Here is a 25,228-nt window from a genome sequence, read left to right as displayed (position 1 = left end):
GAGCCAGCCAATGGCACACCTCGGACACGCTGTGCGCGACTATCGCCTGCAACTCATGTACGCGCTGATGGATCGCGAAGGTTTTGATGCGCTGGTCTTTACCCAGGGCGATTTTTTCCAGTTTGCGACCAACTTCAATAACGATGTCGAGACGTGGGAGCGACCGATTCTGTGCGTCGTACCGAGAAACGGCGCGCCGTTCGTGATCGTCCATGAACTCTCGACCCATCATTGGCGATTCACCAGGGAAGCCGGGAACCTATGGGTCGAGGATGCGCGTTTTTACGCCGAGCATCCGCGGGTGCAAAATCGTCTGCCCTTGGTCACTCAGTGGAGTGAGTGGGTCGCGCAGTCTTTGCAGGATGCTGGCCTGCATCGCTCGCGCATTGGTGTTGATGCGATCACGGCACCGCTGGCCCGCGCCGGCACTCTGCTGCCGTCACTGGTGCTGGAAAGTGCCACTGAAGCGTGCCGCGCGTTGCGACTGGTCAAGCATGCGGAGGAGATCCAACTGATGCGCGAAGCCTGCGCGCTGACCGATTGGTTGCAGGATCGCTACCGGGAAAATATCCGCCCCGGACGCCTGGTTCAGGAGCTGGACATGAGCATGGCGGCGCTGTTTGTCGAAGAGGCGGCCAATCGTTTCCCCGGTGAGGATGTGCAATGCATCGAGTTTTTCACCCTGTCCGGCCCGCCGAGTTGCGCGCCCCACGGTGATGGCCGGCAATGCGGTGCGCGGATTGAAAAGGGCCATGGCTTGGTCAATATCATCATCCCGCGTATCAACGGCTTGATCATCGAGAACGAACGGACGTGGTTTTGTGGCAAGCCTTCGCCTCGACAGGCCCAACTGTACGAAGCAGCACGGGAGGCCAATGAAGCCGCGTGCGAAGCGGCGGTAACCGGCAATCCGGTATGCGCTATCGACGCAGCGGCCCAAGGGGTTTTCGAGCAGCACGGGGTTGCCGATCTGATCATTCATCGCACAGGGCATGGTCTTGGCCTGATCGGCCATGAGTTTCCCCACGACATGGCGTTCAACACGCGTGCGCTGATGAGTGGTGAAGTGTATTCGGCTGAGCCGGGGATTTTTCAGTGGGGGCTCGGGGGATTCCGCATTGATGACACGGTGGTGATCGGTGAAAAGCCAGACATCCTGACCCGCGCCCCAAGAGACATTGCCAGCCAGACAATCCTTTGACCGAAAAAATGCCCGTATCTTGCGATACGGGCATTTTTTTAGCTGCGAAACGACGCTTAGATGGTCAGCGTCCAGTCGTAATCCACGATCAGCGGTGCGTGCTGCGAGAACCGTGGCTGACGTGGCAGGCGTGCGCTGCGTACAAAGCGGCGCAGGCCCGGGGTCAGCAACTGGTAGTCGAAACGCCAGCCCAGGTTGAGCATCTCAGCCTGTTCGTTGTCCGGCCACCAGCTGTACTGGTCGCCTTCACGGCTGACTTCGCGCAGGGCATCGACATAACCCATGTTGCCGACAATCTCGTCCATCCAGGCACGTTCAGGTGCCAGGAAGCCCGGAGATTGCTGGCTGTCGCGCCAGTTCTTGATATCCAGCTTCTGTTGCGCCACGTACAGCGAGCCACAATAAATGTACTCGCGACGTTTGCGTCGCTGTTTATCCAGATAACGGGCGAAATCGTCCATTAGCTTGAACTTCTGGTTCAAGTCTTCATCGCCATTCTGCCCCGAAGGGAGCAGCAAGGTCGCGATGCTGACCTTATCGAAATCGGCTTGCAGGTAGCGCCCGTAGCGGTCGGCCGTCTCGAAGCCGAGACCGCTGATGACAGCCTTCGGTTGCAACCGCGAATACAAAGCCACGCCACCTTGGGCGGGTACTTCGGCATCGCAGGCATAAAGGAAGTAGCCATCCAGTTGGAAAGCTGGATCGTCCAGTTCAAAGGCGGAGGCGCGGGTGTCCTGCAGGCAGATGACGTCGGCATTCTGTGCTTGCAGCCAACTGAGCAAACCTCGCTCCACTGCAGCCTGAATACCATTGACGTTCACACTGATGATCCGCATAAATGGCCCCAAAAATCGCGTGCGTGTATGATACACGGCGTCAACCTAATTAGCTAAATCCGTGGTATTTGGGGTTTTTTTCATGCAAGCGTATCAGCGCGATTTCATTCGTTTTGCCATCGATCGCGGCGTTTTGCGCTTCGGTGAGTTCACCCTGAAGTCCGGACGTACCAGTCCTTACTTCTTCAATGCCGGCCTGTTCAACACCGGTTCGGCCTTGGCGCAGCTGGGTCGTTTCTACGCGGCAGCCATTGTCGAGAGCGGCATTCCCTTCGACGTTCTGTTTGGCCCGGCGTACAAAGGCATCCCGTTGGCGGCGACTACCGCGGTGGCATTGGCCGAACATCACGGCCGTGACCTGCCATGGTGCTTCAACCGCAAGGAAGCCAAGGCCCACGGCGAAGGCGGCAGCCTGGTCGGCGCCCCATTGGCCGGCGACGTGCTGATCATCGACGACGTGATCACCGCTGGCACCGCGATCCGCGAAGTGATGCAGATCATCGCTTCCCAGGACGGTGCCAAGGCCGCCGGCGTGCTGATCGCGCTGAACCGTCAGGAGCGAGGCAACGGCGAGTTGTCGGCTATCCAGGAAGTGGAGCGTGACTTCGGCATTCCGGTGATCAGCATTGTTTCGCTGAACCAGGTCCTGCAGTTCCTGGCGGATGATCCGCAGCTCAAGCAGCATTTGCCGGCGGTTGAAGCCTACCGAGCCCAGTTTGGCGTGTAACACCGACCTGTGTAGGAGCGAGGCTTGCCCGCGAAGAGGCCGTCACATTCGACATCTTCGTTGACTGATACACCGCTTTCGCGGGCAAGCCTCGCTCCCACAAGGGATCGCAGGCAAAAAAAGACCCCGCTCAGCCAGGCTGAGCGGGGTCTTTTTGTATGCGCTATCGCTTACGGACGCTTGCGATTGCTGATCAAAGTACCCACACCCGTATCGGTGAAGATCTCCAGCAGAATCGCATTCGGCACCCGGCCGTCAATGATCAGCGAGCTGCCCACGCCGCCCTGTACTGCTTCCAGCGCGCAACGAATCTTCGGCAGCATGCCGCCGTAGATCGTGCCGTCGGCGATCAAGTCATCGACTTGCTGGGTGGTCAGGCCGGTCAGGACCGTGCCTTGCTTGTCCATCAGGCCCGCGATGTTGGTCAGCAGCATCAGCTTTTCAGCTTTCAGCGCTTCGGCCACTTTACCGGCCACCAGATCAGCGTTGATGTTGTACGACTCGCCGTTGGCGCCGACGCCGATTGGCGCGATCACCGGGATGAAATCGCCTTTGACCAGCAGGTTCAGCAGGTCGGTGTTGATCCCGACCACTTCGCCCACCTGGCCGATATCGATGATTTCCGGCTGGGTCATCTCCGGCGTCTGACGGGTCACGGTGAGCTTTTTCGCACGAATCAGCTCGGCGTCTTTACCGGTCAGGCCGATGGCGCTGCCGCCATGACGGTTGATCAGGTTGACGATGTCCTTGTTCACCTGGCCGCCGAGGACCATTTCCACCACGTCCATGGTCTGCGCGTCAGTCACGCGCATGCCATCGATGAAGTGGCTCTCGATCGACAGACGCTTGAGCAAATCGCCGATTTGCGGGCCGCCGCCGTGAACCACTACCGGGTTGATGCCCACGGCTTTCATCAGCACGATGTCGCGGGCGAAGCCGGTTTTCAGCTCCTCGCTTTCCATCGCGTTGCCGCCGTATTTGATCACCAGCGTCTTGCCGACATAGCGGCGAATGTAAGGCAGCGCTTCGGACAGGACCTTGGCGGTGTTGGCGGCGGCTTCGCGTTCGAGGGTCATTCAGGGCTCCGGTGCATCAAAAAATCAGAACGGTAGTTGGAGATCAGGGGCAACACGTTTCAGTTGGGCGTGGAACACGTCCTTGATGCGCTGCAATTCAGCCTCGTCATCGGCCTCGAAGCGCAGCACCAGCACCGGTGTGGTGTTGGATGCGCGCACCAGGCCCCAGCCTTTGGCGTAGTCGACTCGCACGCCGTCAATGGTGGTCAGGTTGGCGCCTTCGCCCCACTTCGCGTCGTGCAATGCATCAATGATGCTGAATTTGCTCTCTTCGGTCACATGGATATTGATTTCAGGCGTAGAAATATCGTTCGGGAAGGTCGCAAACAGCTCCTCCGCGGTGGATTTTTCCTTGCTGAGGATCTCCAGCAGCCGCGCGGCGCTGTAAATACCATCGTCGAAACCGAACCAGCGCTCCTTGAAGAAGATATGCCCGCTCATTTCGCCGGCCAACAGGGCGCCGGTTTGTTTCATTTTCTTTTTGATCAACGAGTGACCGGTCTTCCACATTAGCGGACGACCGCCGTATTCCTTGATCAGCGGGGTCAGGCGGCGGGTGCATTTGACGTCGAAGATGATCTCCGCATCCGGGTTGCGTGCCAGTACGTCGCGGGCGAACAACATCAACAGGCGGTCGGGGAAGACGATGCTGCCAGTGTTGGTCACCACGCCGACGCGGTCGCCGTCGCCATCGAAGGCCAGGCCGATGTCTGCGTTGGTTTCCTTGACCTTGGCGATCAGGTCGACCAGGTTTTCAGGCTTGCCCGGATCCGGGTGGTGGTTCGGGAAGTTGCCGTCGACCTCGCAGAACAGCGGGATCACTTCGCAATTCAGCGCTTCGATCAGCTGCGGGGCGATCACGCCGGCCGCGCCGTTACCGCAATCGACCACCACTTTGAGGCGGCGGGCGAGTTTGATGTCCTGGACGATCTCAGTGTTGTAGCGATCGAGGATCTCGACCTTGGTGATGCTGCCCTTGCCGCTGCTCAGGTTGTTGGTCTTGAGGCGTTCGTGCAGGGCCTGGATTTGTTCGTTGGCCAAAGTATCGCCAGCGATAACGATCTTGAAACCGTTGTAGTTCGACGGGTTGTGGCTGCCGGTGAGCATGACGCCGGATTTGCCGGCCAGTACGTTGGCGGCGTAATACAGGGCTGGCGTTGGCACCAGGCCGACGTCGCTGACGTGGCAACCGCTGTCGGCCAGGCCTTGAATCAGGCGTTCGACCAGCTCGGGGCCGGAGAGACGGCCGTCACGGCCTACGGAAACGTTTGGTTCGTCCTGGGCCAGGCTCTGGGCGCCGATAGCGCGGCCGAGCCAGTAAGCGGTTTCAGCGTTCAAGAATTCCGGGACGGTGCCGCGAATGTCGTAGGCGCGGAAGATGCTGTCGGGGAACTTCGGTGCGACTTGGGCTGGGCTGCTCATCTGTGGGAATGCTCCATTTCGAAAGTGGCTGGACCTGCCTGTGAACTACGGGTCGACAGGCTCAAACTGAAGGGTATGACGGCGTTTTCCACAGAGAGTTCGTGGTGTGTAAAGGCCATGACGCCTCGGCTGGCGTGGCTTTCGGCCGGCAAAACCTTGATTTACGGTGTTAAAACCTGCCGCACAAATTGCACAAATTTCTCTCCTGTAGGAGCTGCCGCAGGCTGCGATCTTTTGATTTTGGTTTAAGAGAATCAAGATCAAAAGATCGCAGCCTGCGGCAGCTCCTACATGGGTTATTTGGTGCCGGTATGGCCAAACCCGCCGGTGCCGCGTTCGGTTTCGACGAACTCTTCAACCATTTCGAAGTGTGCCTGCACCACCGGTACCAGCACCAGTTGCGCCAGACGTTCGCCGACGGTCATGGTGAAATCGGACTGGCCACGGTTCCAGCACGAAACCATCAGCGGACCCTGGTAATCGGAGTCGATCAGGCCGACCAGGTTGCCTAGCACGATGCCGTGCTTATGGCCCAGGCCGGAGCGCGGCAGAATCAGCGCCGCCAGGCCTGGATCGCCGATGTAGACGGACAGGCCGGTCGGGATCAGCAGGGTTTCGCCCGGCTTGATCACGGTGTCTTTTTCCAGCATGGCGCGCAGGTCGAGGCCGGCGGAGCCTGGGGTGGCGTACTGCGGCAGCGGGAAGTCGGTGCCGATGCGGGGGTCGAGGATCTTGGCTTGCAAAGCGTGCATGTAAATTAAACCTGGTTCAGACGGTCGGCGATAAAAGTGATCAGCTGGCGAGCAATCTTGCTCTTGCTGGTCTGGGCGAAAAGTGTGGCGTGCAATTCACGATCGATCACGCTGCAGGCGTTTTCTTCGCTGTTGAAGCCAATACTCGGGTTGGCGACGTCATTGGCGACGATCAAATCGAGGTTCTTGTCTTTCAACTTGCGCGCAGCGTAATCGAGCAGGTGTTCGGTTTCGGCGGCGAAACCGACACTGAACGGACGGTCGGGGCGCGTGGCGATGGTGGCCAGGATGTCTGGGTTACGCACCATCTGTAGCAACAAGCCGTCGCCGTTCGTAGGGTCTTTCTTGAGTTTCTGTGGGGCGACGACTTCCGGGCGGTAGTCCGCGACCGCTGCCGAAGCAATGAACAGGTCGCAAGGGATCGCGGCTTCACAGGCGGCGAGCATGTCGCGGGCGCTGACCACATCGATGCGGGTGACGCGATCCGGGGTCGGCAGGTGCACCGGGCCGGTGATCAGCGTTACGCGGGCGCCGGCTTCCACTGCGGCTTCGGCCAGGGCAAAGCCCATTTTGCCGGAGCTGTGGTTGGTGATGTAGCGCACCGGGTCGATGTTTTCCTGGGTCGGGCCGGCGGTAATCAGTACGTGTTTGCCGGTCAGTGCCTGACGCTGGAAGCAGTCTGCCGCGCACTGGGCGAGGTCGGTGGCTTCGAGCATGCGGCCCATGCCGACGTCGCCGCAGGCCTGGCTGCCGGAGGCTGGACCAAAGGACTTGAAGCCACGGCTTTCGAGCAATTGCAGGTTGGCTTGGGTCGCCGGGTCGCGCCACATGGCCTGGTTCATCGCCGGTGCAACGGCGACCACTGCGTCGGTGGCCAGCACCAAGGTGGTCAGCAGGTCATTGGCAATGCCTTGGGCCAAGCGGGCGATCAAGTCTGCGGTGGCAGGGGCGATCAGCACCAGGTCGGCCCATTTGGCCAGCTCGATGTGGCCCATGGCGGCTTCGGCCGCCGGGTCCAGCAGATCGAGGTGGACCGGGTGCCCGGACAAGGCCTGCATGGTCAGCGGGGTAATGAACTCGCTGCCGCCACGGGTCATGACCACGCGCACTTCGGCGCCCTGATCGATCAGGCGGCGAACCAGGTCGGCGCTCTTGTAGGCAGCAATACCGCCACCGACGCCCAGAACGATGCGTTTCCGATACAGCCGCTGCATAGGTCTGCCTTTCATTTCGTTGATGACTGCATGGCGAAACCCCCTCCCCAGGGATGAATTCGCCCGCAAAAAAGATGGGCTACGATATCACAGCGACCGCTACGGAACAGCGGCGCCCACAGACATGGAGGTGCTATGAGCATTCGCGATTGGCCGGCAGCAGAGCGGCCGCGAGAGAAGCTTCTTGAACAAGGTTCGGCGAGTCTTTCTGATGCTGAGCTGCTGGCAATCTTTCTACGGACCGGCGTGTCCGGCAAAAGCGCGGTAGACCTGGCGCGACACCTGTTGAGTCAATTCGGCAGTCTGCGCACTTTACTGGAGGCCGATCTACGGGCCTTCAGCAGCCAATTGGGCTTGGGTCCGGCAAAGTTCGCCCAGTTGCAGGCGGTGCTGGAGATGGCCCGGCGGCATCTGGCCGAGCGATTACGCCGGGATTCGGTGCTGGAGAGTCCTTTGGCGGTACGCGACTACCTCAAGGCCATGCTGCGCCATGAGCCCCACGAGGTGTTCGGTTGTCTGTTTCTGGATTCCAAGCACCGGGTACTGGCGTTTGAAGCGCTGTTTCGTGGCTCCATCGACAGCACCAGTGTTTATCCGCGGCAGGTGGTCAAGCGCGCCCTGGCTCACAACGCCGCGGCGCTGATCCTGTGCCACAACCACCCATCGGGCAACACCGACCCCAGTCAGGCCGACCGAATGCTGACCAAGCGCCTGCAAGAGGCATTGGAGCTGGTCGATGTGCGGGTACTCGACCATTTCATCATCGGCGACGGTGATCCGCTGTCCATGGCTGAGTATGGGTGGATGTAACTCTCAAAGACAAACACTAAACCCTTGTGGGAGCGAGCCTGCTCGCGAAGGCGTTATGTCAGCCAGCATGGTTTTTACTGACAGACCGCTTTCGCGAGCAGGCTCGCTCCCACATTGGGCAATGTGCTGGACAGGTTATTTGATGCTGACCTTCGAATAGTCCTGCCGACCAAACGGGCTTACCGAGTAACCCTGCACATCTTTGCGCGTCAACGCGAAAGCAGTCGGGTGCGCCAAAGGCAGCCACAGCGCCTGCTGCTGAATCTGCGCCTGGGCCTGTTCGTAGAGCTTGGTGCGCACGCCTTGCTCGCTGGTGGTCTTGCCAGCGCTGATCAGCTTGTCCAGGTCCTGGTTGCAGTAACGGGCGAAGTTAGTCCCGGATTTGACCGCGGCGCAGGAAAACTGCGGCGTGAGGAAGTTGTCCGGGTCGCCGTTGTCGCCGGCCCAGCCCATGAACAGCAGGTCATGCTCGCCGGCCTTGGCGCGACGGATCAGTTCGCCCCATTCGATCACCCGGATTTCAGCTTGAATGCCGATTTCCGCCAAGTCGGATTGCAGCAGTTGCGCGCCGAGGCTCGGGTTGGGGTTCAGCAAACTGCCGGAAGGGCGAGTCCAGATGGTGGTCTGGAAACCGTCCTTGAGCCCGGCCTTGGCCATCAATGCCTTGGCCTTTGCCACGTCGTGCGGATAACCCGGCAAGCCTTTGGCGTAGCTCCAGGTGTTCGGCGGGTAAGGGCCGTTCGCCGCTTCAGCTGTGTCTTCGAACACGGCCTTGATGTAGTTGGCCTTGTCGAAGGCGAGGTTGATCGCTTGGCGGACTTCGGGCTTGTCCAACGGTGGATGCTGGCTGTTGATGCCGACGAAAGCGGTCATGAATGCGTCAGTCTTTTCGACTTTTAATGTCGGCTCTTTCTGCGCAGCCTGTACGTCCAGAGGCTTGGGCGACAGGGCGATCTGGCACTCGTTGCGGCGCAATTTCTGCAAGCGCACGTTGGCGTCCGGGGTAATCGCGAAGATCAACGGGTCCACCGACGGCTTGCCGCCGAAGTAGTCGCGGTTGGCCTTGTAGCGAATCGCCACGTCTTTCTGGAAGCGCGTAAAGATGAACGGGCCACTGCCGATCGGCTGGCTGTTGAGCTGCTCCGGGGTGCCGGCCTTCATCAACTGGTCGGCGTATTCGGCCGAATAGATCGACGCGAAGCCCATGCTCAGGGTCGCAAGGAAGGTCGAGTCCGGGTGATCGAGGGTGAAGCGCACGGTCAGCGGGTCGAGGGCGTCGATCTTTTTGATCAGCGCCGGCAATTGCATCGACTGGGCGTGTGGGAAGCCGCTTTGGGCGACTTTGTGCCACGGGTTGGCCGGGTCGAGCATGCGGTCGAAGCTGAACTTCACGTCTTCGGCGCTCAAGTCGCGAGTCGGGCTGAAGTACTCGGTTTTGTGGAATTTTACCTGCGGATGCAATTTGAAGACGTAGCTCAGGCCGTCGGGCGTGACTTCCCAGCTATCCGCTAGGCTGGCGACCACTTTGCCGCTGGCTGTATCGAAGTTCACCAAAGTGTTCATCAGCACATCGGCCGAGGCATTGGTGGTAGTCAGCGAGTTGTATTGCACCACGTCGAACCCTTCGGGGCTGGCCTCGGTGCAGACGGTGAGGGCGGCGGCGTGGGCCAGCGGGCTCAGCAGCAGGGGGGCAAGCAAGAGGGGGAGTGCAGCGAGGCGCATGGTCGGATTCCTTTACAGATCGAAGGCCCATCTGCAAGTGCAGTCTGGAAAAGGCCTACCCTAGTGGGCTCTTTTGCAAATGACTATCCCCTTTTTCATTTTGGGGGGACTATAGGCGCCAGTTTTGGTTGTGCGGTGGATGAGGAAACCTTCGAATTGGCGTGTTGGCCGATGCTCTGCGACGAGCGGTCACCATCGACGATAGCCTTTGTCCAAGGCGCTCGTGGCCAGGAAAATGGGCTTTTTGTGAATTCATCGCACACTGAATGTTGTTGCTCTGAGGTCTTTCTGGTATAAAGCAGCGCTCTTTTCTAGGGGCCCGGTTCCTTCACTGTAGGTGTAGCCGGTAAGACCTCTAAAGAAACGCGGCGCCTGGCGCCAAATGACTGAGAGATTAAGCGGCCAACCCATGCCGGGTTGGGCATGTGGTTTTAGAGGGCTGAGGCATGTCGAGAGTATGTCAAGTTACCGGTAAGGGTCCGGTGACTGGGAATAACATTTCCCACGCAAACAACAAAACCCGTCGTCGTTTCCTGCCGAACCTGCAGCATCACCGCTTCTGGGTTGAAGAAGAGAAACGTTTCGTGCGTCTGCGCGTATCTGCCAAAGGCATGCGTATTATCGACAAGCGTGGCATCACTGTCGTGCTGGCCGAAATCCGCAAAGCCGGCAAGATCTAAGGGAGCTAATCATGCGTGAATTGATTCGTTTGATTTCGAGCGCCGGTACTGGTCACTTCTACACTACCGACAAAAACAAGCGTACTACTCCGGACAAAATCGAGATCAAGAAATTTGATCCGGTTGTTCGTAAGCACGTGATCTACAAGGAAGGCAAAATCAAGTAATTGATTTTTCCGACTTATGAAAAAGGCCCGTATCGCGAGATACGGGCCTTTTTTGTTGCCTGTGGGTTATGCGTTGCCTGTCAGGCCCTCATCGCGAGCAAGCTCGCTCCCACAGGTTTTATGATCGACGCAAATCTCCTGTGGGAGCGAGCTTGCTCGCGATGAGGCCGGCCCAGGCAACACAAATCCTCAAGCCTTCTGTTCAAACACCACATAAATCTTGCGGCACGCCTCCAGCACTTCCCACGTACCCCGGAAGCCCGCCGGAATGACAAAGCGATCACCCGCCCGTAGCGTTTTGCTGTTGCCATCGTTATCGCGCAGCACCGACACGCCCTGAACAATCTCGCAGTATTCATGCTCGGTGTAATTCACCAGCCACTGGCCAATTTCGCCTTCCCACACGCCGGCGCTCATCTGGCCGCACGGGCTGTTGTAGTGGTTGTACACCGCTTGCTCTGGGTCGCCCTTGAGGACTTTTGCCGGGTCTGGCCGATAGCGATCAGGCTGCGTGGTGGCTTGGCTGAAGTCGACGACATCCTGGATATTCATTGTTGTAATTCCCCGTGATTGCGGCGCGATGGCTGAAAAGACCCAAAGTCTATGTTTATTAAAATGAACACTGCAAGGCCGTTTGCCGACCTTGTGTCAAATATATTGATACAACCCCGGCCACTGGTTTAGGGTGGCAGGTGCCTTGGGCCGATAGCAGGCTGGCCGGGCAGAATTCCTGACAGCACCCGCGAAGAACGCGGGGCACTCGTATTCAACAAGAGGAGGACACTCGTATGACCACCCTGACTCGTGCCGACTGGGAACAACGGGCTCGCGATCTGAAGATCGAAGGCCGCGCCTATATCAATGGCGAATACACCGATGCCGTCTCCAGTGAGACCTTCGAGTGCATCAGCCCGGTCGATGGCCGTCTGCTGGGCAAGATCGCCAGCTGTGACGCCGCCGATGCCCAGCGCGCTGTGGAAAACGCCCGCGCCACCTTCAATTCCGGCGCGTGGTCGCGCCTGGCGCCGACCAAACGCAAAGCCACCATGATCCGTTTCGCCGGCCTGCTGAAACAGCACGCCGAAGAGCTGGCCCTGCTTGAAACCCTGGACATGGGCAAGCCGATCAGCGATTCCCTGTACATCGACGTTCCCGGCGCGGCGCAAGCCTTGAGCTGGAGCGGTGAAGCCATCGACAAGATCTACGACGAAGTCGCCGCTACCCCGCACGATCAGTTGGGTCTGGTGACCCGTGAGCCGGTGGGTGTGGTCGCAGCCATCGTGCCGTGGAACTTCCCGTTGATGATGGCCTGCTGGAAACTCGGCCCGGCGCTGTCCACCGGTAACTCGGTGGTCCTCAAGCCGTCTGAAAAATCGCCGCTGACCGCCATCCGCATCGCCGCACTGGCGGTTGAAGCCGGTATCCCGAAAGGCGTGCTGAACGTCCTGCCAGGTTATGGCCACACCGTCGGCAAGGCCCTGGCCCTGCACAACGACGTGGACACCCTGGTGTTCACCGGTTCGACCAAGATCGCCAAGCAACTGCTGATCTACTCCGGCGAATCGAACATGAAACGCGTCTGGCTCGAAGCCGGCGGCAAGAGCCCGAACATCGTGTTCGCCGATGCCCCAGACCTGCAAGCCGCCGCTGAGTCGGCTGCCGGCGCCATCGCCTTCAACCAGGGCGAAGTCTGCACCGCCGGTTCGCGTCTGCTGGTCGAGCGTTCGATCAAGGACACCTTCCTGCCGCTGGTGATCGCAGCGTTGAAAACCTGGAAGCCGGGCAACCCGCTGGACCCGGCGACCAACGTTGGCGCTCTGGTGGACACCCAGCAGATGAACACCGTGTTGTCCTACATTGAATCCGGTCACACCGACGGCGCCAAACTGGTGGCTGGCGGCAAGCGCATTCTTCAGGAAACCGGTGGCACCTACGTTGAGCCGACGATTTTCGACGGCGTGAGCAACGCGATGAAAATCGCCCAGGAAGAAATCTTTGGCCCGGTGTTGTCGGTCATTGCTTTCGACACCGCCGAGGAAGCTATCCAGATCGCCAACGACACGCCATACGGCTTGGCCGCTGCGGTGTGGACCAAAGACATTTCCAAGGCTCACCTGACCGCCAAGGCACTGCGCGCTGGTAGCGTTTGGGTCAACCAGTACGACGGCGGCGACATGACTGCACCGTTCGGTGGTTTCAAGCAGTCGGGCAACGGTCGCGACAAGTCGCTGCACGCGTTCGACAAATACACCGAACTGAAGGCGACCTGGATCAAGTTGTAAGCCAGTGACGGAGCCCGGTAGTCAATCGGGCTCCTGATCGACGCAGATCCCTTGTGGGAGCGGGCTTGCTCGCGAAGGCGCCGTAACAGCCAACGATGATGTTGGATGTGATGGCCTCTTCGCGAGCAAGCCCGCTCCCACATTTGCTTTGTGTTGCCTGAATAATAATATCCACAGGAGTGTGGAACATGCGTTGGGCGACTTATTTCGCCGTGTTGGCGTCTGTCTTGAGTGTCGGGCTGGCCCTGGGTGTCAGCATGCCGCTGGTGTCGTTTCGCCTGGAAAACTGGGGCTACGGTTCGTTCGCGATTGGTGTGATGGCGGCCATGCCAGCCATCGGTGTGCTGCTGGGGGCGAAGATCTCCAGCCACCTGGCGGCGCGTTTCGGTACGGCCAACCTGATGCGTCTGTGCCTGTGGGCCGGGGCGGTGTCCATCGGTTTGCTGGCGCTGCTACCGAGTTATCCGATCTGGCTGGTGTTGCGGTTGATGATCGGGGTGATCCTGACCCTCGTCTTCATCCTCGGCGAAAGCTGGATCAACCAACTGGTGGTCGAGAAATGGCGCGGGCGACTGGTGGCGCTGTATGGCAGCAGCTATGCGTTGAGCCAACTGGGCGGGCCGTTGCTGTTGGGCGCGCTGGGCACCGAGCAGGATTACGGTTTTTGGGTCGGCGTCGGTTTACTGCTGACGGCACCGTTGCTGTTGCTGGGCCGTAGCGGTGCACCGAGCAGCGAAGCCAGCAGCGTGACCTTCGGCGATTTGCTGAATTTCTGCCGGGGCTTGCCGGCGATTGCCTGGGCGGTGTCGCTGTTCGCCGCGTTCGAAGCGATGATCCTGACGTTGTTGCCAGTGTATTGCCTGCGACAGGGCTTCACCGCAGAGATCGCCTTGGCGATGGTCAGCACCGTGGTGGTCGGCGATGCCTTGCTGCAACTGCCCATCGGTGCGCTGGCGGATCGACTGTCCCGGCGGACGTTGTTCACCGGGTGCGCCGTGGTCCTGCTGCTGTCGAGCCTGGCGATTCCGCTGCTGATCGATACGTTGTTGATCTGGCCGCTGTGGGTGCTGTTCGGTGCGAGTGCCGGTGGTTTGTTTACCTTGTCGCTGATCCTGATCGGCGAGCGCTATCGCGATGATGCGCTGGTGCGGGCCAATGCCCACATTGCGCAGCTATGGGGGATTGGCTGCCTGATCGGGCCATTGGCGGCCGGGGCCGGCAGTCAGTGGATCAGCGGGCATGCGTTGCCGTTGCTGATGGCGGTCGGGGCGTTGGGGTTGGTGATTTTGCTGATGCGCCAAGGCGCGTTTGGCGCGGTGGCCGAACCTGCATAGAACCTGTGGGAGCGAGCTTGCTCGCGATGGCGGAGTGTCAGTCAACATCATTGTTAACTGACAGGGCCTCATCGCGAGCAAGCTCGCTCCCACAGGGGTTTTGGTTGTCTGTTAAAGCATCCGCTCCAGGCCCACGGTAGTGCTCATCCACGCATTGAACCGTCGCCACCAATTCCCCGGTTCCTTGGTCAATGTGTGCAGTTTGCCGTTGTCTTCGGTGACCCAGACGAGCTGGCCGTTTTCCAGTTTTACCTCATAACTCAGCGGCGGCGCCATGCCTTGCACGGCCAGTTCACGCAAGCGCGCGGCCAGCTCCGGGCTGTCAACCAGCACGCCGACTTCGGTGTTCCAGAGCACCGAACGCGGATCGAAGTTAAATGAGCCGATGAAGGATTTTTGCTGGTCGAAGATCATCGCCTTGCTGTGCAGGCTCGAATCCGAGCCCTGATAGGCCGAGCGCCGGAACAGATGCGGACTACTGCCACCACCGGCGCCGGGCTGGCGCCGCAGTTCGAACAGCTTCACGCCGTGCTCCAGCAACGCCTTGCGATACGGCGCATAACCGCCGTGCACCGCCGGTACATCGGTGGCTTCCAGCGAGTTGGTCAGCAAACTCACCGAGACCCCGGCATCGGCGCGGCCGGTCAGGTACACCAGCCCCGGTTGGCCAGGCACAAAGTAGGCGGAAATCATGATCAGCTCTTTGCTGACGCCGTTGAGCTCAGGTGCCAACTGCGTGGTCAGCAATAACCGCGGGTCGGGTTCGCCCTTGGCCAGCACCTTGCTCGGTGCATCCCACAGTGCCTGGTTCCAGGCCCAGATCAGCTCCTGGCGCCAGATGTCCATGCGCGGATGCCTGGTATAGGTCATCAGTTGCCGATACAGCGCGTGATTCTGTTTGCGGGTCTCCTCCAGGGATTCTTCCAGGCGCGTACGGGTGTTTTGCAGGTCCTTGGCCGTCGGTTTACTTGAGAGAAATTCGTCGATCGGCTTGCTCAGGGCGCTGTTCCAATACTGGTCGAAACTGTGGCCGAGCTGCTCAGCCACCGGCCCGACGCTGAGCATGTCGATGTCGGTGAAATTCAGGTTGGGCTCGGCATCGAAATACTCATCGCCCAGATTGCGTCCGCCGACGATGGCCGCGCTGTTGTCCGCTAGCCACAGCTTGTTGTGCATGCGCCGGTGTTGCAGCGACAGGTTGAACAACCGGCCCATGTTTCGCGTCACGCCGGTACTGCGGCCCAGTTGCAGCGGGTTGAACAGACGGATCTGAATCTGCGGGTGTGCCGCCAGGGTTGCAATGATTTGGTCCAGACCATCGCTGGTGGTGTCATCGAGCAGGATCCGCACCCGCACGCCGCGATCTGCAGCCTGGAGCAATTCCTCCACCAGCATGCGGGTGCTGATGCCGTCGTGGACGATGTAGTACTGCAAATCGAGGCTGGTCTGTGCGTTGCGGATCAACTCGGCGCGAGCCATGAAGGCTTCGGTGCTGTTGGAAAGCAGGCGGAAGCCCGATTGCCCTTGATGGGGCGCGGCCAGGGCCTGGATTGAGCGACCGAAGGCCGAGTTGCCCGCCGGCAATGCCTGGCTGGGCTCACGTTGCACATCGACACTGGCGCAGCCGGCGAGCGACAACACGAGCATCAGAAGCAGGAGAGGGCTGGATCGCAAGTCGGATCATTCCGCGTGTGAGTAGGGATCGGAGTATGGCACGGGTTATGACCGTCATCCGCTGCGGTTGATTCAGGAAAAATCTGCCTTCGTGAACAGCCCGATTCGAGCGCTGTGTAGGCAATGCCCGAAGGGCAGGAAATGAGAATTTTTGAAGTAGGGCATTTCTCCTACTCCTGTCAGCTACGGCCTCAGGCGAATTTTCTCTAGTTGCTTTGTAACTTCGTCTTACATCGGAAACAGGGGCGAATCGCAATAATGGCCGGGCGTTGTCAGGGAGGAAGTTTCGCTATTTCACGCCAGACAATGCGCTTCTTGCTGTCGTTTTTTAATTCTTACGGAGAGAGAATTTCTCATGAAAAAGCTATTCATCAGCGCCACAGTGGTGGCTTCGTTGTTGCCGGTTTTTGCCCTCGCAGAAAGTGCCAGCCTCACGGTTAGCGGCACGATTATTCCTACGGCGTGTACGCCAAGTTTTGCCGGCGGCAGCGTGGTCGATCTGGGCAAGGTATCGGCGGCGGATCTGAACGCCACTACGCAAACCGAGCTAGAGCTGAAAAACATCACTCTGAGCATGAACTGTAACGGTCAGGTGCCGGTGGCGGTGAAAGTGCATGACAACCAGGCGGCGACCCAGCTGCAGGGTATTACCATCGATGGCCGTGCAGAGAGCATGTACATCTACGGCATGGGCGCTGCCAGTGGCGTGAAGATCGGCGGGTATGGCTTGCGTCATGGCACGCCTACGGTCGATAGCGCGGCCATGGCCCTGATGTTTCAGCAGGGTGGTGGAATTGGCGGGCCGACCTGGAATCAGCCGACTTCGACACTGGTGGGCAAAGACGCTTCCAGCGGTGGTTATCTGCATTATTCGTGGGGTCGCAGCATTGCTGAAGGCCCGAGCAATGGCCGCATCCACACCCTTCCAATGACACTCGTTCCAGTCGTTGGCCCGGCCAAGGATCTGCCGACCGGCTCAGACATTACCCTCGATGGTTCCGCGACCTTCGAACTGGTCTACCTCTGAGGCAAGCAGGTGTGTGAGCGCTGTCAGCGCTCACACACCTGAGCAAACACGCACCGCAGTTCTTGCGGTGCGTCGTTATCGGCGCCATGGGCGCACGCCTTTTACGATTGTGTTTCAAGGATGGGCCTTTTCGTCGGCATTGCCGCGACGAGGCGCCAGGGAATCGTCATGCCTCAGATTCAACGTTTTTCAACCACCGGCCTGTTGGCATTACTCCTTCTATCGAGTGCAACGTCCGTGGCCGACGCCGCCGGCATGGTGCCGCAAACGCCGATCCTGATCCTCGAAGAATCAGCCGGCGAAGCCAGCATCAATATCACCAACACCGAATCGCACCCGGCGCTGCTGCACACCAGCATTGAAAATGTCCCCGAGGACACCGAGTTGCTATTGCTGCTGACCCCACCGGTGGCGCGGGTGGAAAGCGGTGGCACGCAACTGGTGCGGTTCATTCTGCGCAGCGCTGAGCCGCTGCGAACCGAGCGCCTCAAACGGGTGATTTTCGAGGGCATTCGGCCGCTGGAAAAAGGCAGCAACGCGCGGGTCAGCCTGACCGTGAGACAGAACATTCCAGCGATTCTGCGCCCGAAAAACCTGCCCATCGAACGTCAGCCATGGACGCTGCTGAAGTGGTCGGTGCAGGGCGCTCAACTCCAGGTCAGCAATCCCAGCCCCTACGTGGTGCGGCTGGCCAATACCGTCAATCTGCTGCCTGGCGATGCCCCGGTGGATCTGGGTCGCAGCTACATCCTGCCCGGCGAACGCTTGCGTCTGACGCCCGCCTCACCACTGCCGGTAACGGTGGCTCAAGTGCGTCTGTACCCGGCGACGATGTACGGTTATGCCGCCGGCAGTTTCGATGCGCCGCTGGTGGCCGGTGAATGAAGCGCACCCGCAGATGTGCGCTGCTCAGCCTGTTGGCATCGACCAATAGCTTTGCCGACTCGGTCACCTTCGACCCTAACGTCCTGCGCGCCCGTGGGCTGGATCTGCAACTGGCGGAGTATTTTCAGGACGCACCGCGCTTTCAGGAGGGCGCGTATTCGGTGCTGCTCAGCGTTAACGGCGTGCCGAAGGGACGGGTGTTGGCGACGTTCGACAGGCAAGGCGAGTTGTGCACCACCGAGGCGTTGCTCGAACAGGCAAACATGCGTGTCGAGGCGCTGCCGAGCCTGGAATGCAGGCGCTTTGTCGACAGCTTCGACGGCGTGATCGCGCGGCTCGATCCGGCCAAGGAACAGGTCGACTTGCTGCTGCCCACCGCGCTCGTCGCATCATCGGTGGCGGCCCGTCGCAGTTACGCTCACGGCGGCAGCGCTGCACTGTTGAACTACGACGCGCTGGTGCTGGGCAACGAGTACGTCGGCCAGACCACGCACTACCGCAGCCTCAACACCGAGTTGGGGCTGAACATCAACGACTGGGCGCTGCGCAGCCGTCAGTCTTATGCGGCCTTCGAGGGCAGCAGTCAGACCGAGCATCTGTACGCCTACGCTTCGCGCACCTTCGAGCCGCTGCAAACCAACGTGCAACTGGGCCAGCTCAACATGGCCTCGCCGTTGTTTGCCGGCGAGGCGTTTACCGGCGTGCAACTGCAACCGGAGGCCGCCCTGGGGGAGCTGGATGCCGACAGTCAAGGCGCTCACGTCGAAGGCATCGCCTACTCCGCGGCGCGGGTCGAAGTTCGGCAGAACGGTGCGCTGATCTACACCACGCTGGTGCCACCCGGGCCGTTTTCGCTGGTGGGTTTGCCGTTGCTCAGCCAGACCCTGGACCTGGAAGTCATCGTGCATGAAGAGGATGGCCAGCAGCGCAGTTTCATTGTTCCCGGAAACAGTCTCGGCGGTTTGTCACCGGGGCGACAGCCAGGCTTCGCAGTAAGCGCCGGACGCGTTCGCCGCTATGCCCGCGATGATCGCGACGCGCCTGATTTCGTCGCCGCCAGCAAGGATTGGCGTTTGGCCGCGGGCAAGCAACTGACGGCGGGAGCGATGCTCGGCAGCGACTATCAATCGGCAGGCATGGCGCTACAGATTCCGTTGTCGCCGCGCACGGCGATGGGCTTGCGTCAGGTGGTATCCCGCGCCCGTCGCGAAGATCAGTTGGGTGCGCAGTTTCAGCTCAGCCTGAGCACGGCGCTGACCGAGCGCGTCTCGGCGAATCTGTCGGTCACCCAGCAGGTACAAGGCTTTCGCACGTTGTCCGATACCACCTGGAATCGTGACACCGATCAACCGGATCAGCGCATTCGTAATCAGATGACACTAGGACTTAGCGGCGCCAGTGTGTCGTTGGGCTCTTTCTCCGGTGGTTTTTCCCGCTACACCGATTTTGAAAACGACACCACCTCACGCCTCAGCGCTTCGTGGTCGCGGATGTTCCAGCGCACCAGCGTGTCGCTGAGTCTGGAGCGCGACATGGGCGGCACCGCGCGAGACAGCCGCGGATTTGCTACCTATCTGACAGTCAGCGTGCCGATCGGGCGCAACGGTGCGCTGCGCAGTTTTGTCAGAAAGGACGACCTCAGCGGCACCCGCAGCGGCTTGCGCCTGAATCAACAGCTCAACGATGCCGTGGCCTACAGCGCCACTGTCGAGCGCCCGGAAAACGGTGATGCGGATGTCAGTGCTCGACTCAACCTGCTGCCGCGTTACACCCAGGTCGATCTGGGTTATTCGCAGCGCGGCTCCGGGGCGAGGGGTTATGACTTCGGGGCAAGGGGCGGCGTGGCGCTGCACAGCGAAGGCGTGACGTTGTCGCCATACACCGTGCGCGAAACCTTTGCCCTGCTCAAGGCCGGGGATGCCGCCGGGGTCAAGCTGCGCACACCTCACGGCCCGGTATGGACGGACGCGGCTGGCCGCGCGGTGGTGGCCAGTGTGCCGGCCTATCGCAAAACGCGGGTGGAGATCGACACCACGAGCCTGGCGCGCAATGTCGATGTGCTCAACGGCTACCGCGAGATCGAAGCGGCGCGCGGCTCGGTGCAGCGCCTGGCGTTTCAGATGGTCACTTCCCGCCGCGTGTTGCTGCATGCGCGCACGGCTGACGATCAGGTGATCGGCAAGGGCTTCGGCGTGTTTGATGAGCAGGGTCGGTATGTCACCAGCGTGCTTGATGACGGGCGGATTTTTCTCTCCGACATTCAGGCAGGCATCGCGTTGCACGTGCAAAAGGGCGACGGCTCGCGCTGTCATCTGAGGTTCGAACTGGCTGAAGAGGCCGATCCCGATGAACTCTATGAATCTGCGCCGGCACGTTGCAGCGACGCATGATTGAGGCAAACCCATGACCTTTTTCAAAGCGCCGTTCGTGGCGATGATGTGGCTGTGCTGCGCGACGGCGTTTGCCCAGGGCGAAGATTGCGAGGTGCGCGTCAGCCCGCCAGCGTTTGATTTTGGCGTGACTGATCGGGGCGTGTTGTTGCAGCAAGGTATGACGGCCGGAGAGCTGAGTTTTGGCAGTCGCCGGGTGCAGGTGCAGGTCGTCTGCGATCAGACGTTGCCGCTGGCGCTGCGTTTTGCGGCGCCGGGCGCTGATGCCGAGCGTTATCGCTTCGGCATCGGCACGCTGCGGCTCAAGGTGATGTCGGTGCGGGTCGACGGTGCGGTCACGCAAAGGGCAGGGGAGCACGACGTGCTACGTCCCGGCGAGCGCCTTCTGCCACTGTTGGCGAGCGGCAGGCGGCTGGATGTCGAGTTCGAGGTTGAAGGGCAAATCAGCAACGCGGCCAGTCGGGTCGCGGACCTGACCCGACTGGACGGCGAAGGCGTGTTCAGGCTGGATTGATCTCGCTTTCGGCGAGCAGTTTGATTGCCGCGGCGCCGACCTTGCGCACCGCGTCTTCGACCTGCGGTGTCGGCTTGGCGGCGTAGTTCATCCGCAGGCAATTTCGGTACTTGCCCGAGGCCGAAAAGATGCTGCCGACGGCAATCTGTACGCCTTGATCGTGCAGCGCACGATTCAGTTTCAACGTGTCGAAGCCTTCCGGCAGCTCGACCCACAGCATGAAACTGCCCTGGGGTCGACTGGCCCGGGTGCCGGCGGGGAAGTAGCGCGTGACCCAATCGATCATCACATCGCGATTGCGTTGGTACTGGGTGCGCATCCGCCGTAGATGCGGCTCGAAATGCCCGCCCTTGAGGAAGTCGGCGATGGCGATTTGGGCTTGCGGCGCGGTGGAGCCGGTGCTGATGTATTTCATATGCAGCAACCGCTCAAGATAACGGCCGGGTGCCACCCAGCCGATGCGCAATCCCGGCGCCAGTGTCTTGGAAAAGGAGCTGCAAAGCAGGACGCGGCCGTCCTCGTCGAAAGATTTGATCGTGCGTGGGCGCGGGTAGGTGTAGGCCAGTTCGCCATACACATCGTCTTCGATGATCGCCACATCGAACCGCTGTGCCAGGTTCAACAACGCGCGTTTACGCGCCTCCGGCATGATGTAGCCTAAGGGGTTGTTGCAGTTGGGGGTCAACTGTATGGCCTTGATCGGCCATTGTTCCAGGGCCAGTTCCAGCGCCTCGAGGCTGATGCCGGTGATCGGGTCGGTGGGGATTTCCAGGGCTTTCATGCCCAGGCCCTTGAGGGTTTGCATGGCGCCGTGAAAGCTTGGCGAATCCACCGCGACGATGTCGCCGGGCGAACAGATGGAGCGAATGCTGGTGGACAGGGCTTCGTGGCAACCGGTGGTCACCACCAAGTCGGCGGCGCTCAATTGGCAGCCGGAATCGAGCATCAGCCGGGCGATCTGTTCGCGCAGTTCGAGGTTGCCGTGGATGTTGTCGTAATACAGGCCGGGCATATCCTGGCGTCGACAGATCTGCGCCAGCCCGCGCAGCAGCGGTTTCATGGTCGGCGTGGTGATGTCTGGCATGCCGCGGCCCAGTTGCACCACGTCTTTGCGTGGCACGGCGCGGATCAATTCCAGCACCTGATCCCATTGGGAAATATCCACCGGGCGTTGCGCCGGACGGCCAACGGCGGGCAGTTCCGGCAGATCGCGGCTGACCGGCACGAAATAACCGGATTTGGGTTTCGGTGTCGCCAACCCGCCGTCTTCGAGCACCCGATAGGCCTGCTGCACCGTGCTCAGGCTGACCCCGTGTTCGACACTCAACGCCCGCACTGAGGGTAGCCGGTCGCCGGGACGATAGAAGCCCTGTTCGATACGCGTGCCGAGCAATTCGGCGAGATTGACGTAAAGGGTCATGGCACTGCCTCGATACAGGTGATTCGGTTAACCCATACAGATGGGGCAAAAATACAGGATTCAGAGGGCTGAACAGTAATCTGTATGGAATTAATACAGACGCTTTGAATCTGTAATGCTTTTTGTCGCCCACGCATCATGAAAGCTCTGGCTACCCAAGTAAACAGGAGCAATCAAAATGAACGGCTTGAGCGATGTGCGGCTGACGTTACACAGTCAGGAACTGACGGCAGGGCAAATCAACGGCACCCGTGAGGCGTGCCTGCGCAACGCGCCGTCCTGCCTTGGTCGCTGGGGTCTGTTCTGGCATCGTCTACACACGCGCCGGGTGTTGCTGAGCCTGTCCCCGGAGCAGCTCAGGGATGTCGGGTTGAGTCGGGAGCAGGCGTTGGAGGAGGGGCTTAAACCCTTCTGGAGGATCTGATAGCGGCGGTGTTCTTTCGGCCCATTCGCGAGCAAGCCCGCTCCCACAGGGGATCAGCGGTAGGCACGCATCTTGTGCGCGCCAGAGATCAAATGTGGGAGCGGGCTTGCTCGCGAAGGCGTCAGTAGTCGCGCTATCAAACCAACTCTTTAAGCCGATGCCACAACATCCCCAACGCCAACAATGGCGAACGCAAATGCTGGCCGCCGGGGAAGGTGATGTGCGGCACCTGGGCGAACAGATCAAACCCACCACTGTGCTGCCCGCTGATGGCTTCGGCCAGCAACTGGCCCGCCAAATGCGTGGCATTCACCCCGTGACCGGAATAGGCCTGGGCGTAATACACATTCGGCTGGTTCTTGAGCCGGCCGATCTGCGGCAGGCGATTGGCGCCGATGCCGATCATGCCACCCCATTGATAGTCGATCTTCACCCCGGCGAGTTGCGGGAACACCTCCAGCATCTTCGGCCGCATATACGCGGCGATGTCTTTCGGGTCGCGTCCTGAGTAATGGCAGGCCCCACCGAACAGCAAGCGTCGATCCGCCGAGAGTCGGTAGTAATCCAGTGCCACGCGCTGGTCGCAAACCGCCATGTTCTGCGGCAACAACGCGTGAGCCTGTGTTTCGCTCAACGGTTCGGTGGCGATGATGTAACTGCCGGCCGGCAGCACTTTGCCGCTGAGTTCGGGGTTGAGGTCATTGAGGTAAGCGTTGCAACCCAGTACCAGGGTCTTGGCGCGGACCGAGCCCTGGGCGGTGTGAACCTTCACTTCGGTGCCGTAATCGATGCGGGTGACCGCCGACTGTTCGAACAGTTTTGCCCCCAATTGCTGCGCGGCCGCCGCTTCGCCAAGCGCCAGGTTAAGCGGATGCAAATGCCCGGAGCCCATGTCGATCAAGCCACCCACGTAACGGTCGGAGCCGACCACCGAATGCATTTCATTGGCTTGCAGCAGTCGGGTTTCGTAGCGATAACCGAGGCCGCGCAGCTCTTCGGCATCTTCGGCAAAGCCTTCGAGGTCGCGGGGCTTGTTGGCGAGGTCGCAGTAGCCCCAGGTCAGATCGCAGGGGATCTGAAAACGCTCGACCCGTTGTCGGACGATTTCCACCGCTTCCAGGCCCATGAGTTTCATCTGACGCACGCCGTCGGCACCGATGATGTTGGCGAACTGATCAAGGCCATGGCCGACGCCACGAATCAATTGCCCGCCGTTACGCCCACTGGCCCCCCAGCCGATTTTGTGCGCTTCCAGCAGCACCACGCTGAGTCCGCGTTCAGCCAGTTCGAGCGCGGTGTTCAACCCGGAGAACCCGCCGCCGACCACGCACACATCCGCCATCAACTCGCCCTGAAGCCCCGGATGATCGGGCTGCGGCAGGCTGCTGGCGGCGTAATAAGAGGCGGCGTGGCGGTGATTCGGGGCCGGTTGCTGAACACGGGCGTTCATGTGCGTCATCCAGAGGCGTGTGTTTGAAAAAGTTGACGGAGCATAAGCCGGACCTTCCGGCACGGGCAACACTGGTCGGTTGCTGCTGTCTGGATCGGGGCTTTTGCGTCAGAATCCCGGTCTATTCCGCTTTTGGTCACCGCTTCGATGAGCTGCAACAGTCAGAAAATTCGTACCTTGCGCCAGCAGATCCCCTCGTTCGAGTGCGTGCCTGGCTGCCATGACTGCTGTGGGCCGGTGACCACTTCGCCGGAAGAAATGTCCCGTCTGCCGCGCAAGACCCGCGCCGAGCAGGATGCGGCGATGGATGAGTTGAACTGCGTGCACCTGGGGCCACAGGGCTGCACCGTGTATGACGAGCGGCCGCTGATCTGCCGATTGTTCGGCACCACCAAGACCTTGCCATGCCCCAATGGGCGCGGGCCGGTGGAGCTGATTCATCCGCGGGTGGAGAAGCAGATTCATGAGTACATGGCTTCGACGCGGCAGGTGTTGGTTTAACGGTTGTGTTCATTCAGCCAGACCGCATCGACGCCATCGCGAGCAAGCTCGCGATGGCGCCCGTTCAGGCGACTTGATCTCAATCCGGAATCGGCAAACTCAAACTCTCTTTCACCTCTTCCATCACGATATAGCTCTTGGATTCGCGCACATGCGGCAGTTTGAGCAAGATATCGCCCAGCAATTTGCGATACGAAGCCATCTCCGAAATCCGCGCTTTCACCAGGTAGTCGAAATCCCCTGACACCAAATGGCACTCCAGCACGTGAGGCAGCTTCAGCACCGCGCGTCGGAACTCTTCGAAAGTATCGCCGGATTTGTAGTCGAGGCTGATCTCTACAAACACCAGCAGACTACCCTTGAGGTGCTGCGGGTTAAGCCGGGCGTTGTAGCCCATGATGATCCCTTCGCGCTCCAGTCGGCGAACCCGCTCGGTACAGGGCGTGGTCGACAGACCGACCTTTTCCCCCAGCTCGGTGAAGGAGATGCGCCCGTCCGCTTGCAGGATCCGCAGGATGTTGCGGTCGATCTTGTCCAGCTCACGTTTGGTCTGAGTATTGGTACGCATAGGGGATGCGCCTCCGTGAAAAGGGTTTTTGCCGAGAATTGTCGCCAAATATAGGCACTTATATAGTGAAAAGCACTGGCTAATCTTTTTTAAACTGCGCACATCTTCGGTCTGAACATCAAACGTCAGCGGTACGCCGCGATGAGGGACAC

23 protein-coding genes and 1 pseudogene are annotated in these 25,228 nt (G+C 60.2%); 13 read left to right on the top strand and 11 right to left on the bottom strand.

Annotation, left to right across the window (positions count from 1 at the left end; genetic code table 11):
* Positions 1 to 10 precede the first annotated feature (10 nt).
* Positions 11 to 1,201: a M24 family metallopeptidase gene (locus JFT87_RS03815; RefSeq protein WP_201198935.1), complete on the top strand. Its 1,191-nt coding sequence runs from the start codon at positions 11 to 13 to the stop codon at positions 1,199 to 1,201.
* A gap of 56 nt (positions 1,202 to 1,257) precedes the next feature.
* Here JFT87_RS03815 and JFT87_RS03810 read toward each other — a convergent pair whose 3' ends face one another.
* Complete coding sequence (locus JFT87_RS03810; RefSeq protein ID WP_003176915.1) at positions 1,258 to 2,037, bottom strand: exodeoxyribonuclease III; 780 nt, start codon at positions 2,035 to 2,037, stop codon at positions 1,258 to 1,260.
* An 82-nt stretch (positions 2,038 to 2,119) separates the two neighbouring features.
* Between JFT87_RS03810 and pyrE the strand changes: the two genes are divergently transcribed.
* The gene (pyrE, locus tag JFT87_RS03805) at positions 2,120 to 2,764 is read left to right on the top strand and encodes an orotate phosphoribosyltransferase (RefSeq protein ID WP_201198933.1); all 645 of its coding nucleotides are present in this window, start codon (positions 2,120 to 2,122) and stop codon (positions 2,762 to 2,764) included.
* Between the two features lie 170 nt (positions 2,765 to 2,934).
* Here the strand turns inward: pyrE and argB are convergent, their stop codons facing one another.
* The 4 genes and pseudogenes from argB to coaBC all read right to left on the bottom strand — a co-directional run bounded on the left by argB (position 2,935) and on the right by coaBC (position 7,228).
* Positions 2,935 to 3,840, bottom strand: coding sequence for an acetylglutamate kinase (gene argB, locus JFT87_RS03800; RefSeq protein WP_123403785.1), 906 nt, complete (start codon positions 3,838 to 3,840; stop codon positions 2,935 to 2,937).
* Between the two features lie 24 nt (positions 3,841 to 3,864).
* Positions 3,865 to 5,241, bottom strand: a pseudogene (locus tag JFT87_RS03795) (phosphomannomutase/phosphoglucomutase); the annotation flags it as partial.
* A 317-nt stretch (positions 5,242 to 5,558) separates the two neighbouring features.
* Complete coding sequence (gene dut, locus JFT87_RS03790; protein WP_201198929.1) at positions 5,559 to 6,014, bottom strand: dUTP diphosphatase; 456 nt, start codon at positions 6,012 to 6,014, stop codon at positions 5,559 to 5,561.
* Between the two features lie 5 nt (positions 6,015 to 6,019).
* Complete coding sequence (gene coaBC, locus JFT87_RS03785; RefSeq protein WP_201205063.1) at positions 6,020 to 7,228, bottom strand: bifunctional phosphopantothenoylcysteine decarboxylase/phosphopantothenate--cysteine ligase CoaBC; 1,209 nt, start codon at positions 7,226 to 7,228, stop codon at positions 6,020 to 6,022.
* Positions 7,229 to 7,363: 135 nt separating this feature from the next.
* Here coaBC and radC point away from each other — a divergent pair, with 135 nt between their 5' ends.
* The gene (radC, locus tag JFT87_RS03780) at positions 7,364 to 8,038 is read left to right on the top strand and encodes a RadC family protein (RefSeq protein ID WP_201198927.1); all 675 of its coding nucleotides are present in this window, start codon (positions 7,364 to 7,366) and stop codon (positions 8,036 to 8,038) included.
* Positions 8,039 to 8,173: 135 nt separating this feature from the next.
* Here the strand turns inward: radC and JFT87_RS03775 are convergent, their stop codons facing one another.
* Positions 8,174 to 9,760, bottom strand: a complete 1,587-nt coding sequence (locus JFT87_RS03775; RefSeq protein WP_201198925.1) for an ABC transporter substrate-binding protein — start codon at positions 9,758 to 9,760, stop codon at positions 8,174 to 8,176.
* Between the two features lie 446 nt (positions 9,761 to 10,206).
* Here JFT87_RS03775 and rpmB point away from each other — a divergent pair, with 446 nt between their 5' ends.
* Together rpmB and rpmG are read left to right on the top strand one after the other, a co-directional pair.
* Positions 10,207 to 10,440, top strand: coding sequence for a 50S ribosomal protein L28 (rpmB, locus tag JFT87_RS03770; protein ID WP_007894701.1), 234 nt, complete (start codon positions 10,207 to 10,209; stop codon positions 10,438 to 10,440).
* 11 nt (positions 10,441 to 10,451) lie between these two features.
* On the top strand, positions 10,452 to 10,607 hold the full coding sequence (rpmG, locus tag JFT87_RS03765) for a 50S ribosomal protein L33 (protein WP_007894709.1): 156 nt from the start codon (positions 10,452 to 10,454) through the stop codon (positions 10,605 to 10,607).
* Between the two features lie 189 nt (positions 10,608 to 10,796).
* Here the strand turns inward: rpmG and JFT87_RS03760 are convergent, their stop codons facing one another.
* Positions 10,797 to 11,159 (bottom strand): cupin domain-containing protein, encoded by a 363-nt coding sequence (locus tag JFT87_RS03760; protein ID WP_201198923.1) that lies wholly within the window; start codon positions 11,157 to 11,159, stop codon positions 10,797 to 10,799.
* A gap of 236 nt (positions 11,160 to 11,395) precedes the next feature.
* On the opposite strand from JFT87_RS03760, the gene JFT87_RS03755 reads away from it, so the two are divergent.
* Together JFT87_RS03755 and JFT87_RS03750 are read left to right on the top strand one after the other, a co-directional pair.
* Complete coding sequence (locus JFT87_RS03755) at positions 11,396 to 12,889, top strand: aldehyde dehydrogenase (protein ID WP_201198921.1); 1,494 nt, start codon at positions 11,396 to 11,398, stop codon at positions 12,887 to 12,889.
* 188 nt (positions 12,890 to 13,077) lie between these two features.
* Entirely contained in the window at positions 13,078 to 14,223 is a 1,146-nt protein-coding gene (locus tag JFT87_RS03750) for an MFS transporter (protein ID WP_201198919.1), read from the top strand.
* 111 nt (positions 14,224 to 14,334) lie between these two features.
* On the opposite strand, the gene JFT87_RS03745 is transcribed toward JFT87_RS03750, so the two are convergent.
* Entirely contained in the window at positions 14,335 to 15,870 is a 1,536-nt protein-coding gene (locus tag JFT87_RS03745; protein ID WP_201198917.1) for a phospholipase D family protein, read from the bottom strand.
* Positions 15,871 to 16,252: 382 nt separating this feature from the next.
* Between JFT87_RS03745 and JFT87_RS03740 the strand changes: the two genes are divergently transcribed.
* The 4 genes from JFT87_RS03740 (at position 16,253) to JFT87_RS03725 (ending at position 20,713) form a co-directional block, all read left to right on the top strand.
* A complete protein-coding gene (locus tag JFT87_RS03740) occupies positions 16,253 to 16,924 on the top strand; it encodes a DUF1120 domain-containing protein (RefSeq protein ID WP_201198915.1) in 672 nt (223 codons plus the stop codon).
* A gap of 168 nt (positions 16,925 to 17,092) precedes the next feature.
* On the top strand, positions 17,093 to 17,809 hold the full coding sequence (locus JFT87_RS03735) for a fimbria/pilus chaperone family protein (RefSeq protein WP_201198913.1): 717 nt from the start codon (positions 17,093 to 17,095) through the stop codon (positions 17,807 to 17,809).
* Positions 17,806 to 20,199, top strand: a complete 2,394-nt coding sequence (locus tag JFT87_RS03730) for a fimbria/pilus outer membrane usher protein (RefSeq protein ID WP_201198911.1) — start codon at positions 17,806 to 17,808, stop codon at positions 20,197 to 20,199. Before JFT87_RS03735 ends, JFT87_RS03730 begins: the two co-directional genes overlap by 4 nt.
* Positions 20,200 to 20,212: 13 nt before the next feature.
* Entirely contained in the window at positions 20,213 to 20,713 is a 501-nt protein-coding gene (locus JFT87_RS03725) for a hypothetical protein (RefSeq protein WP_201198903.1), read from the top strand.
* Here JFT87_RS03725 and JFT87_RS03720 read toward each other — a convergent pair.
* Positions 20,700 to 22,133, bottom strand: a complete 1,434-nt coding sequence (locus JFT87_RS03720) for an aminotransferase-like domain-containing protein (protein WP_201198901.1) — start codon at positions 22,131 to 22,133, stop codon at positions 20,700 to 20,702. The two genes, JFT87_RS03725 and JFT87_RS03720, sit on opposite strands and share 14 nt — an antisense overlap.
* A 178-nt stretch (positions 22,134 to 22,311) precedes the next feature.
* On the opposite strand from JFT87_RS03720, the gene JFT87_RS03715 reads away from it, so the two are divergent.
* Entirely contained in the window at positions 22,312 to 22,557 is a 246-nt protein-coding gene (locus tag JFT87_RS03715) for a DUF1127 domain-containing protein (RefSeq protein ID WP_201198899.1), read from the top strand.
* A gap of 136 nt (positions 22,558 to 22,693) precedes the next feature.
* Here the strand turns inward: JFT87_RS03715 and JFT87_RS03710 are convergent, their stop codons facing one another.
* A complete protein-coding gene (locus tag JFT87_RS03710) occupies positions 22,694 to 24,007 on the bottom strand; it encodes an NAD(P)/FAD-dependent oxidoreductase (RefSeq protein ID WP_201198897.1) in 1,314 nt (437 codons plus the stop codon).
* Positions 24,008 to 24,154: 147 nt separating this feature from the next.
* Here JFT87_RS03710 and JFT87_RS03705 point away from each other — a divergent pair, with 147 nt between their 5' ends.
* Complete coding sequence (locus tag JFT87_RS03705; protein ID WP_201198895.1) at positions 24,155 to 24,508, top strand: YkgJ family cysteine cluster protein; 354 nt, start codon at positions 24,155 to 24,157, stop codon at positions 24,506 to 24,508.
* 79 nt (positions 24,509 to 24,587) lie between these two features.
* On the opposite strand, the gene JFT87_RS03700 is transcribed toward JFT87_RS03705, so the two are convergent.
* A complete protein-coding gene (locus tag JFT87_RS03700; RefSeq protein ID WP_003177284.1) occupies positions 24,588 to 25,076 on the bottom strand; it encodes an Lrp/AsnC ligand binding domain-containing protein in 489 nt (162 codons plus the stop codon).
* Positions 25,077 to 25,228 lie beyond the last annotated feature (152 nt).

This window comes from Pseudomonas sp. TH15, from assembly GCF_016651105.1.
In the GTDB taxonomy this organism is placed as follows: domain Bacteria; phylum Pseudomonadota; class Gammaproteobacteria; order Pseudomonadales; family Pseudomonadaceae; genus Aquipseudomonas.
This window is presented reverse-complemented; position numbering and strand designations above follow the sequence as displayed.